This is a genomic window from Shewanella carassii (assembly GCF_002777975.1).
Lineage (GTDB): Bacteria > Pseudomonadota > Gammaproteobacteria > Enterobacterales > Shewanellaceae > Shewanella > Shewanella carassii.
The window spans coordinates 299,019-315,827 of sequence record NZ_NGVS01000006.1; the positions used below are offsets into that span (position 1 = coordinate 299,019).

Consider the following 16,809-nt stretch of genomic DNA (forward strand, 5'->3'; position numbering starts at 1 on the left):
ATTGTTGCAGTCAGTTGGCGCTCATTCGCCATATAATGACTGCTTAAACCCGGATCGGATCTCGCCGTGCCTCCCTGTCTGCAGGAGGCAAGATGCAGGCATTTCGTGCAAGACAAATCTCACTCTATACCCATGGCCTTGAACCATTGTTTGCCGATATCAGCTGTAGCCTGAGCGCTAGAATGACCGGCCTCATTGGCCGCAACGGCATAGGCAAGAGTCTGCTGGGCGAAATATTCTGCGGTTTGAGAGCGCCGGATAGCGGCACGGTTGAGCGCCGGGGAATTTGCGGTATATACCGGCAGCAGCAAGAACCCAAGCTGCTAACGGCCGCAGCAAGCCGGGTTGATGGCTCCTCGTCCCAAGTGCCGACAATGCAAACCGGAAGCTGTCTGAGCCAATGTCTGGGCTTGGCGACCAGATTACAGGCGCTGACACAAATAGAGCAGGGCTGTTGTGACAGTCATTGGTTTGAGCAGCTCAATGACGACTGGCAGGTGCGGCAAACCTTTTGCGAACTCTGCCGGGAGCTGGGGTTGCCGGCAGAGCCCGAGCTTGAGTTCGAACGCCTCAGTGGTGGCCAGCAGGCCAAGTTGAAACTGTGGCGTTTGTTTCAAAGCGAGGCCGACTGGTTGCTGCTCGATGAGCCTTCCAATCATTTGGACAGAGGCGGCAGACAGTGGCTGCGGCAGCGGATGTCGGCATTTTCAGGGCAGATCCTGCTGATAAGCCACGACATAGATCTGCTACGACAGATGGATGAAATCTGGGAGCTCAACAGCTTGGGGCTCGGTTCCTATGGCGGCAACTATGACAGCTATTGGCATCAGCACACCCTGGCACAGCAAGCGCTTGAACGCAGGTTGGAGAATGCCGTCAAGGCACAGCGTCAGGCAAGAAAGCAGGCACAGTTGAGCCGGGAGCGGGCACAACAGAGAGCAGCCAAAGGGGAGAAATTGGCGCGCAGTGGCAGCCAGGCCAAGGTGTTGCTCGACCATCAAAAAGAGCGGGCCGGTGCCAATGCGGCGGCCATGGCGACCCGGGAGCGGCAACATCAGCGACTGCTGGACTCTGAGCTTGCCGGGCTGAAACAGCAGTGTGAGCAAAGGCGTAGGCAAAACCTGACTCTGGGGCGTGAAACCCTTGGCCAGCCAGTGGCGAAGCAGACGCTGGTACGGCTATTGGATGCTGTCTTGCCCTATGGCAGTCGAGAGCCTATCAATTTAACCCTCAGCAGTGGCGATAAACTGCGTCTGGCGGGGGCCAATGGCAGTGGTAAGTCCAGCTTGCTTCGGGTCTTGCAAGCTAGGTTGGTGTTGAGCGCTGGGCAAGTGCAACTCAATGGCCACAGTGTCTATCTGGATCAGCATTTCAGCTTACTCAAGCCAGAGTGGACACTGTTGGAAACCCTGCAGCGCTGTGCTCAAGTTGATAGCAGCCCGATTGATCATAACCAGGTGAATCCCAGCCTGATGGATGACAGTCAGCGCCGCACTCTGCTGGCCCAGATAGGCTTTCGCGCCGAGCAGGTGCACCGCACTGTGGCTTGTCTCAGCGGCGGTGAAAAGATGAAGCTGGCCATGCTTTATGTCAGTCATCAGCGGGGCAATCCCTTACTGCTGCTGGATGAGCCTGACAATCATCTGGATATTGAATCGAAAGCGCGTCTGGCCGCGGCGCTGGCAGCATACCCTGGCGCTTTTATTCTGGTCAGTCACGATGAGGAGTTTGTGGCGCAGACCGGCATTGAAGAAGCGCTTTCCCTGTCAAATAGCGGATCTTAGACTTTTTTAACCTCAGAGCGTGAATTTGGCTATGGTCTTTTGAATACCCACCACATCAGTGCCGCGCTTGAGCTCTTTGACCAGGGGCTCTGCCTGGCCTGAGATCCACAGCTTTAGCTCGGCATCCATGTCGAAGCGCCCGGCGGTTTCCACTTCAAAGTGCACTATCGCCTTGTAGGGGATGGAGTGATAACTCACTTTCTTGCCGGTCATGCCTTGTTTATCTATCAAGATCAGGCGCTTGTTGGTGAAGACAAACATGTCGCGAACCAGTTTATAGGCCAGCTGCAACTGTTCGCTGTCGGCCATAATCGGCGCCAGTTCTTCGTTGAGTTTATCCAGATCCACTTCACTGGCGTTGCCCATCAAGGCGTTCAAAAAACCCATGTTTTTCTCCTTAACCCACCAACAGCATTTCACACTTATGGCAATCGAACACCAGCTTGAACTGCTTGCCACCCAGCTCCATTTCCAGCGGCTCTGCCTTGATCCCCGGCACTTCTTTGGGGCACATGTTGTAGCTGTAACGTATGCAGTGTTTGGTGATCATCAAAGGCGCATCGCCTTTCACCGGCCGCACTTCATAGGCATCGCGGATGGATACCACCCCGTGACGGGTATAGAAGTCCTTGGCTTTTTGGTTGGCCACATTGCCAAGATAGGTCAGGCTGCGCTGCGGGAAGCGGGCGCTGTCGTCCCGTACCCAGGGCGTGGGTCTTTGATACCCCTGAATGCGCGCTTCGTCCAGGGCTGCAACGGCATCACGGCGCAGGCCATTGATGATGGATGCCGGTACAAACACGGCTTCGGCATCGCCCAAATCCACTTGTCCGAGGCGAAAATCGGTATTGCCCAGCTTGGCGAGATGCTTGCCGAGTGATTCACGGTTGCGGCCAATATCCTTGGCCTGCTGTTTTTCGAAGTCAGCGGTCACTGTCGCCTGATGACCATGACGGTCGGCGGCGGTCAGCGCCAGACCTGTCTGGGTATTGCTGAGGCTGAAGTCCACCAACAGGGTGCGCTCGGCAGACTCTTTGGCCAGCAGGGCTTCAAAGGCTTGATCTTTGTTGCGATACAAGGTGGCACCGACATAGAGATCTTTCGGCATGTTTTTTAGATACAGGGTGTTGCCCTCGGCGCGGTTGACCCGAAAACCTGTCAGCTTGTCATCCGACAATCTGGCCTTTTGATAATTGGCGGCGAAGAAGCCCAGGCCATCACCGTTGTGGAACTCGGTATCCGAGTCGACCTGGATGAAGTCTTTGCCTATCTTGCTGACTTTGCCGACCTCTATTCCCAAGTATTTCGGAGTGCGGAAGTCGCCGATGTCCGCCTTGCGCTCATTGACAAAGTAGTCCGTCTTGCCGCGGTTAAAGCTCTTGTCAGGATCCGGGGTGAAGCTGTAGCTGCAGCAGCCGTGGGACGAGGGTTCAAACTCGGGCCGACGCGCCATGATAGCATCCAGTTGCTGGCGGTAGTGAGCGGTAACATTCTTGACGTAGCTGAGGTCCTTGAGTCGGCCCTCTATCTTGAAGGAGCGGATCCCGGCGTCGATCAGCGCTTCGAGGTTATCTGTCTGGTTGTTGTCCTTCAGCGACAGCATATGGTCGTTGCTGGCAATGATGTCGCCCTGGCGGGTCTTGAGATTACCCGGCATCCGGCATTGTTGTGAGCATTCGCCGCGGTTGGCACTGCGGTCTGTGTAGGCTTCACTGATATAGCATTGGCCGCTGTAGGCCACGCACAGGGCGCCATGGATAAAGAACTCAAGTCGCATCTTGGTCTCGGCGGCCACGGCGCGAATTTGGCTCAGACTCAGCTCCCGCGCCAACACCACCTGGGAAAAGCCCACATGCTCAAGAAAGGCGACTTTGGCCGGAACCCGATTATCCATCTGGGTACTGGCGTGCAGTGCAATAGGTGGCAAGTCCAGCTCAAGCAACCCCAAGTCCTGCACGATAATGGCATCGGCACCGGCCTCGTACACGGCCCAGATCAGGCGTCTGGCTTCTTCCAGTTCATCGTCCAGCAATATGGTGTTGATGGTGACAAATACCTGGGCGTGATATCTATGGGCAAACTGACACAGGCGAGTAATGTCCTCAATGCTGTTGCCGGCGGTATGACGGGCACCAAATGCCGGGCCGCCAATATAGACGGCATCCGCCCCGTGGCGAATGGCCTCAATACCGAAATCGGCATTCTTGGCCGGCGCCATCAGCTCCAGCTTGTTATCGGCCAGTTGCACCATTTGCTTTGGGGCCGCAGCAGGGGCTTGTGTCTGTTGGCCGGGATTAAAGAGTTCAACACCTGTAGTGGACATGACTTACCGCTCGTCTGGAAATGCCTGAAAATTTTGGGCACAAATTATAGCAGAGCCTGTCATTCATGATAGGGGAACTGTGACTTATGCCCTGTTTTTGCTATTTCAGCCGATAATAGTTGCTGAGGCAACACTGCGTTCGACAGTATTCAATACTTAGTGTTTAATAATTAACCCACAACTCTCAAAGCTTTACTGGCCCGAGGTTGGTTTGGTGGCATGAGAAGATACTCATATTTAGCAAGGAGTGCTATGGACACGTTTGCTCGATCTGAACTCCCTTTTTGGCAACGTCACTGGTTTTTTATCGCTGTGGCTCTGGTGTTGATCGGCGATGGTTTGACATTTGTTGATCATGACTTGTCAACTGCAGGTTGGTTGGAAATTATCTGGATTATTGATCTGGTCTTGGTTATCCCCCTGCTTTATTGGTGTTGTTACAGGCAACGGCGGAAGGCTGCGGTATTGAAGGCTATTGCGCTGAGCTGTGCTGGGATTTGGCTTGCCGGATACTTTGTCCCGAAAGAGCAGCATAATCTATTGAATGAGTTGGTGGTGGTGCGTTATTTGGGGGGGATAGTTCTGGTTTTATTTGAAATCAAATTAGTTGCCCAGATATATCGTGCGGCCTTTTCCGGACTTGCCGCGACTACTGAGTCGGCTCGGCAAGCTGAAGACTTGGGAATGCCGACTTGGGTAGTACGTTTGCTGCTTTGGGAGGCCTCTTTGTGGCGCAGAGTGTGGAGCTGCCTTAAACGCTTCGGGCGGAGGCAATAACAAAGGTTCGGGGCTGTAAGTATTAAACCTTTCTTTTGGGTAGTGGCGCAGATCATGCGTTAGAGATAGCCTGAATATTCACTCAGGCTATCTCTAAGTTGAATCAAGCTGAGGGAGACAGTTGCTTTTTAGCGGCTTCTACTTTGGAAAAATCCAGTCCCAGCTGTTCCACGGCTTCTTTGATCAGCGCCGGATTCTGCATCACTTGCATCATCAAGCTTTGCAGCTTTTCCGGTGGCAATCCCAACTGACCCAGAGTACCCATGGCCATCAGGGGATTTTCGGTCAGGCTCTGGAACAGGCTGTTTATTTGTTCGTCGCTGATATTGTGCTCTTTTAACAGGGCAATAATCGGATTCATGGTGGATCCTCTCTGGCATTCATCGTTTCAAATGAACCGATTTTAACAGATCAGGCTTGAGGTGCCAGAGGGCTGGTGAGCCGATGTGGGGAGTACAAAAACAAGCATGCGCCATAGGGGGGATAAATCTCAGACCTGGCTCTATCCAGCGGGGCTTTGCTTTCTGGAGAGAAATTCAGGTCCGAGATTATGTGTACTGAGCTAATACAGCTTAATGGCTCTTAGAATAACTTATCTGATTCTTTGATGGCGGCGTCTCCAATTTTTGACTTGAACGTTGCATCACCCTTGGCATCTATGACTATGGCCTCGCCCTGCTTTTTCTGTAACTCGGCATTGCTCTCTGCCTTTATTCGGGTAGCATCCGCTTTTGACTGGATCAGATCTGCAGTAGCGGTTGTTTCACTGATAACGGCTTTTTCAGCATTGACCTGGTTGTTGGCAAAATCTGCCGCCCTTTTGGCTCTGGCTTCCGCCATTGCTTTCTTCTCGGCCAACATCATTTTGCGTTCTTCAAGTTCCAGGGCTCTTAGCTCATCTTCGTACTGTTGATCGCGATGTTTATCCGCCAAGCGTTCGTAGGTTAGGGCTTTTTGATTCTGAGCTTTTATTTCTTTAGCTTTTAACTTAGCCATTTCTAATTCTTTTTGCGCTTTTAGTGCGGCCATTTCCTTAGCTTGTTTTTCTTTTTCCTTTTCTAGATGCAGTGAATTTATTTCTGATTCAACTTTTTCTTTTTCGAGTTTTTCTGCCTGCTGTATCTCTAATAAAGGGTTGGCGAATGCAGGTTGAAACAACATTGCAAAAAGGGCAATACCCATTGATTTTTTCATCAATTATCCCTCTTTAGGTTTTGGACAGGCTGCATTGGGTTGGATTCGAGTATTGCCTTTTACAGTTTGAACCAATAATGCGACCCCGGGTTGATATTCACAAGAGCGTCCAACTTGGGCCGAGATAAAGGTTTTCATATGTTTTACGGCTTGGGTGACTCGCTTGCCATCAACAACATCTTCTAAGTCTTCTATCACTTCTTGTCTGTATGTTATTTGTACGCCATCGACCATGACCTTGTTATCAACTAAATTGCCTGAAACATGGCCAGCGGCGCCCCCGGCTAAACCACCAATAGCGGCACTTTGACTGTCATTAGTTGAACCTATAGCCGCTCCGACAATGGCTCCCAACAACATGCCTGCCGATTTTGCTTGTTTTTGACCTTCCGTATTGTCGACAGCCACTTTAGCCGGGATTGTGGTGATAATTTCGACCGTTCTAGCTTCGATAGCCGTGTTGACTTGTTCTGTTGTATACGAATCTGAACGGAACTCTTCCCCGGTAGATTGACACCCACCAATCAATGAAAAGCTGGCAATGATTAGTGCTGAAATGATGCTTTTTTTCATAGTTACATCCTTTTATTTGTAGTTGTTTTTATTTTATTGCCGGGGTCATTAACTTTTAAGCCGGTTTCATTTTTTAATTTAATAATGTGATTGTGGTCTTGAGAATTTAAAGTTGTATTTTTTATGTGGGAAGTATTATTTCCGGTTTATAATTTGTGATGACTATTGAGGTCGATTGTTGTGATTATTTTGTTTTCATTGATGCTGAATTGTTTTTTTACTGTGGATTTTGTCTGAATTTAATAACTCTTTTTATGAGTTAATGATTTACAATGAGATTGGTAAGTTTGTGGCAGGCTGCATTGAGTCGTATTCAGCACGATATGAATGATTGAGCCTTGGCATTTGTCATATTGGTCTCTTCAGAGGCATAGTGTGTAACCTGTGTTTGGCACGAGAAGAAAACAGTGAAAATTGACGATCTCAGATTGTTTTTATCGGTTGTGGATCTGGGCAGTTTCGCCGCTGCTGCAGGCTCCATAGGGGTTCCAAGGGCTTTTGTCAGTCGCCGTATCGGCGAGTTGGAGGCCGATTTAGGCAGCAAACTCTTTACCAGAACCACACGTAAGCTGACTCTGACGCCAACCGGGGAAATCTACTATCAGCAGTTGCTGGAGATTATTCCCAGATTGGAGTCGTTAAATGAGTCGATAAAGAACCAAAGGAATATGCCAACGGGCTCGGTAAAACTGGGTTTAATTGGCGATGCCGATATTGTCGCCCACAACCTGTTGCAGGAATTTCTTCGAACCTATCCGTTGATCACTTTGGAAACTCATGTCAGTAACCTGGGATACCACGATATTTTGACCTATGGCCTGGATGCCTGTGTTCATATCGGTGAGATGAAAGACAGCTCCTTTGTGGCCCGTCCCTTGATGAGAGGATTACGAAAACTCTATGCCAGCCCGGATTATATCGCGCAGCATGGCATGCCCGCATCGATTGATGATCTGGATAATCATGCTTTGATCATTCACCGTTTGGCTAACGGCGAGCTGGAAGATAAATGGACTTTTAACCAGGGCGAGTACCGCACCCATAGCCGACTGATCTCCAACAATAGTTCCTACGTAAAACATGCAGTTATGAATGGGGCCGGTATCAGTTTGTTGGCTGAGCTGAGCGCTGCAGAACATGTTAAATCGGGTGAGTTGGTAGAAGTACTGCCAGAGTGTGAAGTTTATGTTGATGATGTTTGGTTGGTTTATCCCAGTCGCAAGGGGATGACCCATGCCGCCAGGTTATTGATCGACAGTATTATTGAGGAAGCACGTAAGTTGGATCTATAGATTGTCACGAATTTCATGACATTGATGTGTAAATATATGCCATTGTTTTAGATATAGCCCGGCATTACTCTGTGCCGCAATTGATTCAAGTAGTTAGGAAATTGCAGTGACAAGAGTAAAACCGACCGGGCTAAAGGTGAGCCTGCTTTGCAGTAGCATGGTATTCATGCTGTGGGGTTGTGGCAACAGTGAGCAGCCACAGGTCTCCTCGGCCGCGCTTCCTCTGGTGCAGGTGATGGAGCTTCCGGCTCCTGTCAGTGACAGAGTGCATCAGTTCAGTGGCATTCTGGAGTCGGACAAGACGGCCGAGCTGTCTTTTCGGGTGCCGGGCACACTGGAGCAGATCTTGGCCGATGAAGGCAGTGAGGTCAAAAAGGGCCAGGTCATCGCCCGTTTGGATCCCCATGACTTCCGGGTCAGTGTGATGGAGCTTGAGGCCAGGCTCAGCGAGGCCGAGGCTGCACATCGCTTGGCAGCCATTGAGCTTAAGCGGGTTCGCGCCGCCATGAATGACAAGGCGATAGCCGGGGTCAAGCTGGATCGGGCGATCAGCGCCGAAGCCCGCGCCAATGCCGGTGTCGAGCTGCTGAAGCAATCTTTGAAAAAGGCCCAGGATTCCCTGGCCTATACCTCTCTCAAAGCCCCCTATGACGGCGTCATAGGTAAGCGCTTCATCGACCGATATGAGCTGGTGGATGTCGGCACCCAGATAGTGACCATACATCAACCCACTAGGCTCAATGCCGTGGTCGATGTCTCTGAAAGCCAAATTTGGAATCTACGCCAGGGCGCAAACGGTGAAGTCTCCTGGTTCAATGCTGAAGGTTCGGTTGCGGCCGAGATCACCCAGATTGCCAGTGTCCCCGATAGGCTCAAACGCACCTATGAAGTGACCTTTGCCCTGAAACAAGCGCCTAAGCAGTTGGTTGCCGGAAAGGCGGTCAATGTGGCGGTAAGCTTGCCTTACGCCAGTCAAAAGCCGGTGTTTTGTATTCCGGCGATGGCGGTATCCAGCCAAAAGACTCAGCTGTATGTCAATCGGGTGGTTGATGAGCATGCCAGAGCGGTAGCGGTCAAAGCCGTGAGCCAAACCGATGACTCTATCTGTGTTTCCGGTGAACTCCAGCAGGGCGAACGCATTATTTTGGCCGGTGGCGCCTTTGTGGAGGAAGGGCACAAGGTGGCGGTATTGGGCGAGGCGCAGGTTAAGTCATGAGTCTGTCTACCTTTGCACTGAGACAAAAAACCTTTGTCATTTTTTTCACTGTCCTGGGGATGATTGCCGGGATCTACTCCTATTTTGATCTGGGGAAGTTGGAAGACCCTTCATTTACGGTTAAAAGCGCGGTTATCGTGACTCTCTATCCGGGAGCCGATGCCAAGGAAGTGGAACAGTTGGTGACCGATAAGGTTGAGACCAAGCTGGAGGAGATGGAGTCGCTGTGGAAACTGCGCTCATTGTCCCGTCCCGGTAGCTCGATGATCTTTGTCGATCTCAAAGAGAAGGTGAACTCTGACGAACTGCCACAGCAGTGGGACTTACTGCGCCGCAAGGTGGAAGATGTGAAGCTGGAACTGCCGATGCAGGCGCAGATCAGCATAGTCCAGGATGAGTTTTCCGAAGTCTACGGCATGTTGTTTGCGGTTTATGGCGACAACATGAGTATGGCGGAGATGAAAGACCACGCCAGGGAGTTGCAGCGGCGGATCAAGGCGGTTGAGGGCGTGAAAAAAGTGCAGCTGCACGGCATTCACGAGCAGGTGGTCAATATCCGCATCTCGGAAGAACGTCTGAGCGAAACCGGCCTGACCATGCTGCAACTGATCGATCAGTTGCAGAGCCAGAATATGCCAGTGACCACAGGTGATTTTGATCTGGGGATTGAAAACCTGCGGGTAGAGCAGGGCGGCAGTTTCCAAACCGTGGATGATATTCGTAACGTCAGTATTCAAACCGGGATCAATGGTTTGAACTCGGCGGTGATCCGCATGGGCGATATCGCCGATATCAGCATGGATTATCAGGATCCCGCCACTACTTTGAGCCGCTTCAATGGCCAACAGGCGGTTACTCTGGCTGTGAGCCCGGTCAACGGTATCAATGTGGTCAGCATAGGCGACACCCTCAAACAGGTGCTGGCGGATTACCAGGCCGAATTGCCTGCGGGTGCCGGTATCGGGGTTATCGCTTATCAGCCGGAAGAGGTGCAGAAGTCGGTCAATAACTTCATCAGCAATCTTATTGAAAGTATTGTGATTGTTGTGGTTGTGTTGCTGATCTTTATGGGCTGGCGCAGTGCTTCGATTGTCGGCGCCAGTTTACTGCTGACGATTCTCTTTACCCTGGTTTATATGAATTTGACCAATGTGGATCTGCAGCGGGTCTCCCTGGGTTCATTTGTGCTGGCCTTGGGAATGCTGGTGGATAACGCCATTGTGATAGTGGATCTGTTCCAGGCCAAGATTAAACAAGGGATAGAGCGCACTCAGGCGGTTGTCGACAGCATCAAGGAGATGGCGGTTCCGCTGCTGGCGGCGACTGTGATTGCCGCCATGGGCACGGCGCCGGTATTGCTATCACAAACCGACTCGGCCGAGTTCTCCTTGTCCATCGTCCAGGTGCTGTGCAGTTCACTGCTGCTTTCCTGGGTAATCGCCATGATAGTCACGCCGCTGATGTGCTGGTTCTTCCTCGGTAAGGTCGCTGAGCAAGACAAGGCGAAAGCCCCTTCTCGTTATTGGCTGATGTATCAAAATGCAGTTGATTGGGTCGTGGAAAACCCCAAGAAAACCTTACTGTATGTCATCCCTTTACTGGTCGGCACCCTGTTGGCCGCACCGCTGCTGAAGGTGAACTTCATGCCGTCATCGGACCGGGCGATAGTGTTTCTGGATTACTGGTTGCCCAATGGCGGTCGCATAGAGCAGACCTCGGCCGATATGCGCAAGGTGGAAGCCTGGTTATTGCAGCAGCCAGAGGTGGAAAGTATCTCCAGCTCAGTCGGCGAGAGTGCGCCGCGCTTTTCGGTGACAGTTGAACCCGAGCCGCTGGACTCCAGCTATGGTCAGATACTGATCAACACCCGCAGCTATGAGGATATTGAACCCCTGGTCAGTCGTGGTGATGCCTGGTTAAAGGCGCAATTCCCCTATGCCGAACCGAGATTCAGGGATCTCAAACTGGCGACCAAGGATAAGTATTCGGTTGAAGCGCGCTTTATCGGCCCGGATCCCGAGGTGCTGCATCGCCTGGCCGATGAGGCAAAGGCTGTGATGGCAGCACACCCCAATCTCAAATATATTCGCGACGACTGGCGTCAGGAAAGCAAGGTGATGACGCCTATGGTGGACCTGCATGCGGCGCGCCTCGCCGGCGTGACCCGAACCGATATTGCCAATGCCATCAATCGGGTGACTGAAGGCAGCCAGGTGGGCACCATGAGGCATGGGGATGACCTTATTCCTATTAAGCTGCGCAGTGCCAACGCGACTCTGGAGCACTTTGAGAATATTCCGGTGCGCTCTTTGCTGGGCACTCACAGCGTGCCTATGGGGCAAGTGGTTGAGAGCATAGAGATCAAGGGTGAAGAAAGCATGATCTGGCGTCGCAACCGGCTGCCGGCTATTACGGTTCAGGCCGGAGTTAGCGGCGACACCGCATCCAATGTTCGTCAGCAGATTGCCGCCGAGATTGAAGCCATTGCTTTGCCGGCCGGCTACAAGATGGAGTGGGGCGGGGAATACTATGACGAGCAGCGCTCCATTGATGACTTGCTGGAACAAAATCCCAAGGCCACCCTGTTGATGCTGATCATTCTGGTCGCCATGTTCAATGCCTTCCGCCAGCCTCTGATCATCATGATCACCTTGCCGCTGGCCTCCATCGGCATTGTCTGGAGCCTGTTGTTGCTGGATAAACCCTTCGGCTTTATGGCAATAGTCGGCATGATCTGCCTCTCGGGCATGATCATCAAAAACGGTATTGTCTTGATGGATCAGATAGAGCTTGAGCGTCGTAACGGTTTGGGCATCGCCGAGGCGATCAAGGCTGCGACCTTGAATCGAACCATGGCGATCTCAATGGCGGCGTTGACTACGGCGCTGGGGATGATCCCTCTGCTTACCGATCGCCTGTTTGATCAGATGGCGGCCACCATTATTGGCGGTCTCACAGCGGCATCTGTGCTGTCACTGTTTGTAATGCCGGCTCTTTATCGTCTGTTTTATCACAGGGATGAACAAAGAGAAGCCGAACAAATTGAGCCGGCAGCCCCATCACAGCCTGTATTGACAGTCAAAGAGGTGAAGTAATGAAGAAGCATATTTTGGCTGCCATTGTCGGCGTAACCCTGGTCAGTGGTTGCAGCATGGCACCTGACTATCAGTTGCCAAGCGTGAAGGTCAGTGAGCTGTATTTCAATGCCGATACCCAAGGTGTGGCGGCTCAGGCCCTTGACTATCAAGAGTGGTGGCGGCAGTTCAATGATCCGCAATTGGATGCCTTGGTAGCCGCGGCGCAGCAGCAAAACATCAACCTGAAAATCGCCGCCGAGCGGATCCGTTCGGCTCAGGCCTATGAAACGGCAGTGTCATCTTTGAAGTTGCCTTCGGTTTCTCTGGGTGGTGGGTATATGGATCTGCGGATCAGTGAGAACGATCCCATGATGGGGGGCGCCGTTTCCGGCGTCGACCTGCCCGACGCCCTCGGTGGCGGCAGCGTCAAACTGATGGACAGAGACCCCAATAGCAGCTTTCTCGGGGCGACGATAGCCTGGGAGGCCGATCTGTTTGGTCGTATAGATAGCCTGAGCCGGGCCGCCGAAATTCGGGTTGAGCAGGCAAGAATACTGAAAGCCAACCTCACCACCCTGATGACGGCCGAAGTCATAGATAACTATCTGCAATATCGCGGCGCCGAGGAGCGGATGCTGATCGCGGCCAAGAATATCAATGAGCAGACAGAGGTGTTGGCACTGGTGGAATCGCTGGAGCGCCATGGTTATGGCTCCAGCCTGGATGTAGCCAATGCCAAGGCTGCGCTGGCGACGACCAAGGCGATGCTGCCCATGCTGGACTCGGCCAAGCAGGCACATCTGCATCGGCTGGCGTTGCTGCTTGGGGAGAATATCAACCAAACCCAGGCGCGTTTGACTGATGCCGCATTGCCGCAGATGCAGCAGTTGATCCCGACCGGTGTGCCTTCTGAATTGTTGACCCGGCGTTTGGATATCGCTTTGGCCGAGCGGGAAATTGCCGCCAAGAACCAGGAGTTGGGGGCCGCCATTGCCGCCAAGTACCCCAGCTTTTATCTGACCGGCGCCCCGGGGATATCGGCAGATCACTTTGACGATCTCTTCTCCTCTGGCTCCACCACTTGGGCGCTGGCGGCGGGGTTCAACTGGAATATCTTCGATGCCGGTCGGACTCAAGCCATGGTCGATATCCAGGAGAGTGGCTTCAAGACTGCCGTGATGAGTTACCAACAGACGGTCAATAATGCCATCAATGAGGTGGAAACTGTACTGAGACTCTACGGTAATAGTCAGGAATATCATAAGCATATAGTCAAAGCCGAGGCCCAGGCCGAGACGGCGGTGACCAAGGCCACTTCACTGTATCGGGCCGGGCTTGAGAACCACTTGAGTGTGTTGAATGCCCAGAACGTCAAAAACAACATTCAGGATGCCGAAGTGGTGGCCAGGCTCAATACCGCCTCTACTGTCGTCACTCTGTATAAGGCGCTCGGGGGCGACTGGAGCTTGGAGCAACCCCAGTCGCAACGATAAGGCGTTGATCTTAGGTGCAGGGGCTTTGGATGAGTCTATCCCTGCACCCGCTTTTTCCAGAGTAAACCGCTGAGTCTGGTCATACTGAGAATCACAGGAGTTATTGTGAAGCCGTTAAATACCCCGCCGGAAGATGCTGGCCGCCAAGGGCAAAATACCCAGCTGCAGGCCTGTGAAGAGTGCGGTTTGGTGAGTGCTTTTAACGAGCCCAAACCCGGCAATAAGGTGAGCTGTCCTCGCTGTCATCACGGTTTACAGTCAGCCTTGAAGGCACCGTTTCAGCAGGTTTGGGCCTATGGTTTGGCGACCCTTATTCTGTTGGCCTTGAGCCTGGGATTTCCCTTTCTGTCTTTCAGTGTCCAGGGCTTGTCGCAAAAGGTCAGCCTCTGGGGCGCCTTGGTCAGCATGCATTACGCCAGCAACAGCATATTGGCGCTGGTGATCTTACTGTGCGTGGTGATCTTGCCGCTGATCTATATCCTTTTTGCCATGTGCATCTATCGCTTGGGTTATCTGGCGAGCCAAGGCAAGGCTGTGTCTTTAGGTTGGGCCCGAGTGGGCAGCAAGCTTGTTTTCAAGTTTGAATCCTGGTTGATGGCCGATGTGTTTCTGGTGGGGATCTTGGTGGCCATGGTGAAGATCATCGCCTTGGCGGATGTTGGTTTTGGACCATCTTTCTGGGCTTTTTGCGTTTACAGCCTGCTATTGGTGAAGTTTGTCTCCGTCATCGACAGCTCGTGGATCTGGGATCGCTTGTCACCCAGAGAAGAGATTGCCCAGGTTCATAGCGGTGACAGCCATCTGAATCACAACCATGATTCCTGCCATATCTGTGGCCAATTAAATCTGGTGTCGAGTAAAAACTGCTGCCGCTGCGGCGCTGGGGTTCAGCCCTATATTCCACTGCAAAGTATGCAGACGGCCTGGGCTTTTTTGCTGGCCGCCGTGGTGTTTTATATACCGGCCAATTTCTACCCCATCATGTATACCACCAGCGTTGGGCAGACTGAGGCCTCAACCATTATCAGCGGTGTGGTTTTGCTTTGGCATCTGGGTTCCTATCCCGTGGCTTCGGTGATTTTTCTGGCCAGCATAGTGATCCCTACCGCCAAGATCCTGTCTCTGGCTTATCTGTTTCGCCAGGCGGGCAAAGGGCGGGTTAAGGGCAAAGAGAGTCTCAATCAGTCGCTGTACCGGGTAACCGAATTCATCGGCCGCTGGTCCATGATAGATATCTTTGTGGTGGCTTTGTTGACCGCTCTGGTTCAGTTGGATGAGCTTATGGCCATCAAGCCGGGACCTGCGGCACTCTCCTTCGCCATGGTGGTGATCCTGACCATGCTGTCCGCCATTAGTTTTGACTCCAGGGTGCTCTGGAGTCAGTCAGGGCTCAAAAAGCGTGCCCATGAATAATATGAGTGAATCTATGTTAAATGACGAATTTGTCCGGGCCGAAGAGTCCCCCAGCGCCAAGGTGTCTGCCGTTTGGCTGATACCTATAGTTGCATTACTCATCGGTTGCTGGATGCTTTACGACTACTTCAATCACCTCGGCAGTGAGATCAAGCTACACCTCAAGACCGCCGAAGGCATAGAGGTAGGCAAAACCTTTATCAAGTCGCGTAATGTCAATGTCGGCGTGATTGAGAGCATTAAATTGAGTGATGATTACAGCGCGATTATTGCGACGGCAAGAGTGTCCCCGGACGCCGAGAGAATGCTGACCACAGACGCCCGCTTCTGGGTGGTGAAGCCCAGGATCGGCAAAGAGGGGATAACAGGGCTCGATACCTTGTTGTCCGGTGCCTACATAGAGTTGGAGCCGGGAAGAACGGCCGTCGGCCACTATGAGTTCAATGTACTGGAGAACCCTCCGGTGGCCTCGGCCGATGAACAGGGCATCAGGGTAGTGCTCAATAGCCGTCAGGCGGGCAAGCTTGGCGTTGGCGACCCTGTACTCTACGAAGGCTTCACAGTCGGCAGAGTGGAAAGCACCGGCTTTGATACCGATAAACGCCAGGCGTTTTACCAGCTGTTTATCAATAAACCCTATGATGAATTGGTGCGCAGCAACAGCCAATTTTGGCTGGCTTCGGGGCTGAATATGCAGCTGTCTGCCAAGGGGCTGGATCTGCAAGTGGGTTCATTGGAGTCATTGCTCAGAGGAGGCGTCAGCTTTGGCTTGCCTGAGGGGCGTTTGGCCGGGGAAAAGGTTGAGGATGGTGAGGACAATTTCCCTCTCTATGATTCGCAGGAGCTGGCCAGTCAGAGTCTTTACAACCAGTATTTGGAATATGTCATGTTGTTTGATGAGTCGGTGCGGGGGCTGCATGAAGGCGCCAGCGTCGAATTCCGCGGTATTACCATAGGTAAAGTGGTCAAGGCGCCACTGACGTTGCAGCAGTATGGTGTCCATGGTGCAGGACTCAGCAATGGCACCATTCCGGTATTGGTCAGAATTGAGCTGGCACGGGTATTTGAAAACGCCGAGTCGACTGGGCTTGAGCAGCTGCGCGCAGAAATAGACAGAGATTTGGGGGCGGGCCTGAGAGCGAGCCTCAAGACAGGGAGTCTGTTAACCGGCGCGCTGTTCATCGACTTGGATCTGTATCCGGATGCCGAGCCATACCAAGCTGGGACTTTTATGGAGTATCCACTGTTTCCCACCAAGCGTGCCGGAGTGGCCGAAATACAAAAGCAGGTGGGGCAACTGATCAGCAAATTAAATAACTTACCACTGGAGAGCACTTTCCAGGGGGTTAACCATACCCTGGAAAACACCAGTGCCGCCTTGGCGCAATGGGACAAGGTGGGGCAAAAATTGGAGCAGTTGCTCAAACAACAGGAGATGCAGGCGTTACCGGGTGAGCTGCAAAACACGCTGCGGGAATTTCAAGGGATGGCGCAGGACTATGGCCAGGACTCGGCCATGTACGCTGAATTGCAATCCAGCCTGAAACAGCTCAAGGCTGTGATGCGGGAGTTGCAACCCTTGTCACGGCAACTGAATGAAAAACCCAACCTCTTGATCATGGGGGCAGATACTGCCGCCGATCCGACACCGAAAAAGGCCGATTGAT

13 protein-coding genes are annotated in these 16,809 nt (G+C 52.4%); 8 read left to right on the plus strand and 5 right to left on the minus strand.

Annotated features, from left to right (window positions below):
* The first annotated feature begins 92 nt into the window (after positions 1–92).
* Positions 93–1,784: an ATP-binding cassette domain-containing protein gene (locus CBE72_RS04410; protein ID WP_100142478.1), complete on the plus strand. Its 1,692-nt coding sequence runs from the start codon at positions 93–95 to the stop codon at positions 1,782–1,784.
* Positions 1,785–1,796: 12 nt separating this feature from the next.
* On the opposite strand, the gene CBE72_RS04415 is transcribed toward CBE72_RS04410, so the two are convergent.
* Complete coding sequence (locus tag CBE72_RS04415) at positions 1,797–2,171, minus strand: PH domain-containing protein (protein ID WP_093982368.1); 375 nt, start codon at positions 2,169–2,171, stop codon at positions 1,797–1,799.
* Positions 2,172–2,181: 10 nt separating this feature from the next.
* Complete coding sequence (locus CBE72_RS04420) at positions 2,182–4,035, minus strand: peptidase U32 family protein (RefSeq protein WP_167387641.1); 1,854 nt, start codon at positions 4,033–4,035, stop codon at positions 2,182–2,184.
* A gap of 291 nt (positions 4,036–4,326) precedes the next feature.
* Here CBE72_RS04420 and CBE72_RS04425 point away from each other — a divergent pair, with 291 nt between their 5' ends.
* On the plus strand, positions 4,327–4,884 hold the full coding sequence (locus CBE72_RS04425; RefSeq protein WP_157929035.1) for a hypothetical protein: 558 nt from the start codon (positions 4,327–4,329) through the stop codon (positions 4,882–4,884).
* A 103-nt stretch (positions 4,885–4,987) separates the two neighbouring features.
* Here CBE72_RS04425 and CBE72_RS04430 read toward each other — a convergent pair whose 3' ends face one another.
* The 3 genes from CBE72_RS04430 to CBE72_RS04440 all read right to left on the minus strand — a co-directional run bounded on the left by CBE72_RS04430 (position 4,988) and on the right by CBE72_RS04440 (position 6,651).
* On the minus strand, positions 4,988–5,245 hold the full coding sequence (locus CBE72_RS04430) for a DUF2999 family protein (RefSeq protein WP_100142481.1): 258 nt from the start codon (positions 5,243–5,245) through the stop codon (positions 4,988–4,990).
* 221 nt (positions 5,246–5,466) lie between these two features.
* Entirely contained in the window at positions 5,467–6,078 is a 612-nt protein-coding gene (locus CBE72_RS04435; protein ID WP_157929036.1) for a DUF5384 family protein, read from the minus strand.
* Between the two features lie 3 nt (positions 6,079–6,081).
* The gene (locus CBE72_RS04440) at positions 6,082–6,651 is read right to left on the minus strand and encodes a glycine zipper domain-containing protein (protein WP_100142483.1); all 570 of its coding nucleotides are present in this window, start codon (positions 6,649–6,651) and stop codon (positions 6,082–6,084) included.
* 407 nt (positions 6,652–7,058) lie between these two features.
* Here CBE72_RS04440 and CBE72_RS04445 point away from each other — a divergent pair, with 407 nt between their 5' ends.
* From CBE72_RS04445 to pqiB, 6 genes are all read left to right on the plus strand, one after another.
* A complete protein-coding gene (locus CBE72_RS04445) occupies positions 7,059–7,943 on the plus strand; it encodes a LysR substrate-binding domain-containing protein (RefSeq protein ID WP_100142484.1) in 885 nt (294 codons plus the stop codon).
* Positions 7,944–8,049: 106 nt separating this feature from the next.
* Positions 8,050–9,159: an efflux RND transporter periplasmic adaptor subunit gene (locus CBE72_RS04450; RefSeq protein WP_229671857.1), complete on the plus strand. Its 1,110-nt coding sequence runs from the start codon at positions 8,050–8,052 to the stop codon at positions 9,157–9,159.
* Positions 9,156–12,254, plus strand: a complete 3,099-nt coding sequence (locus CBE72_RS04455; protein ID WP_100142486.1) for an efflux RND transporter permease subunit — start codon at positions 9,156–9,158, stop codon at positions 12,252–12,254. The genes CBE72_RS04450 and CBE72_RS04455 overlap by 4 nt, the downstream gene beginning before the upstream one ends.
* Entirely contained in the window at positions 12,254–13,729 is a 1,476-nt protein-coding gene (locus CBE72_RS04460; RefSeq protein ID WP_100142487.1) for an efflux transporter outer membrane subunit, read from the plus strand. Before CBE72_RS04455 ends, CBE72_RS04460 begins: the two co-directional genes overlap by 1 nt.
* 105 nt (positions 13,730–13,834) lie before the next feature.
* On the plus strand, positions 13,835–15,142 hold the full coding sequence (locus CBE72_RS04465; protein WP_229671858.1) for a paraquat-inducible protein A: 1,308 nt from the start codon (positions 13,835–13,837) through the stop codon (positions 15,140–15,142).
* Positions 15,135–16,808: an intermembrane transport protein PqiB gene (gene pqiB / locus CBE72_RS04470; protein ID WP_229671860.1), complete on the plus strand. Its 1,674-nt coding sequence runs from the start codon at positions 15,135–15,137 to the stop codon at positions 16,806–16,808. Before CBE72_RS04465 ends, pqiB begins: the two co-directional genes overlap by 8 nt.
* Position 16,809 lies beyond the last annotated feature (1 nt).

Excerpts from the sequence above, each read along its gene's own strand:
- CBE72_RS04415 (WP_093982368.1), bottom strand. The coding sequence starts at position 2,171 with ATGGGTTTTTTGAACGCCTTGATGGGCAACGCCAGTGAAGTGGATCTG.
- CBE72_RS04440 (WP_100142483.1), bottom strand. The coding sequence starts at position 6,651 with ATGAAAAAAAGCATCATTTCAGCACTAATCATTGCCAGCTTTTCATTG.
- CBE72_RS04410 (WP_100142478.1), top strand. The coding sequence starts at position 93 with ATGCAGGCATTTCGTGCAAGACAAATCTCACTCTATACCCATGGCCTT.
- CBE72_RS04420 (WP_167387641.1), bottom strand. The coding sequence starts at position 4,035 with ATGGTGCAACTGGCCGATAACAAGCTGGAGCTGATGGCGCCGGCCAAG.
- CBE72_RS04455 (WP_100142486.1), top strand. The coding sequence starts at position 9,156 with ATGAGTCTGTCTACCTTTGCACTGAGACAAAAAACCTTTGTCATTTTT.
- CBE72_RS04460 (WP_100142487.1), top strand. The coding sequence starts at position 12,254 with ATGAAGAAGCATATTTTGGCTGCCATTGTCGGCGTAACCCTGGTCAGT.
- CBE72_RS04430 (WP_100142481.1), bottom strand. The coding sequence starts at position 5,245 with ATGAATCCGATTATTGCCCTGTTAAAAGAGCACAATATCAGCGACGAA.
- CBE72_RS04435 (WP_157929036.1), bottom strand. The coding sequence starts at position 6,078 with ATGAAAAAATCAATGGGTATTGCCCTTTTTGCAATGTTGTTTCAACCT.
- CBE72_RS04425 (WP_157929035.1), top strand. The coding sequence starts at position 4,327 with ATGAGAAGATACTCATATTTAGCAAGGAGTGCTATGGACACGTTTGCT.
- pqiB (WP_229671860.1), top strand. The coding sequence starts at position 15,135 with ATGAATAATATGAGTGAATCTATGTTAAATGACGAATTTGTCCGGGCC.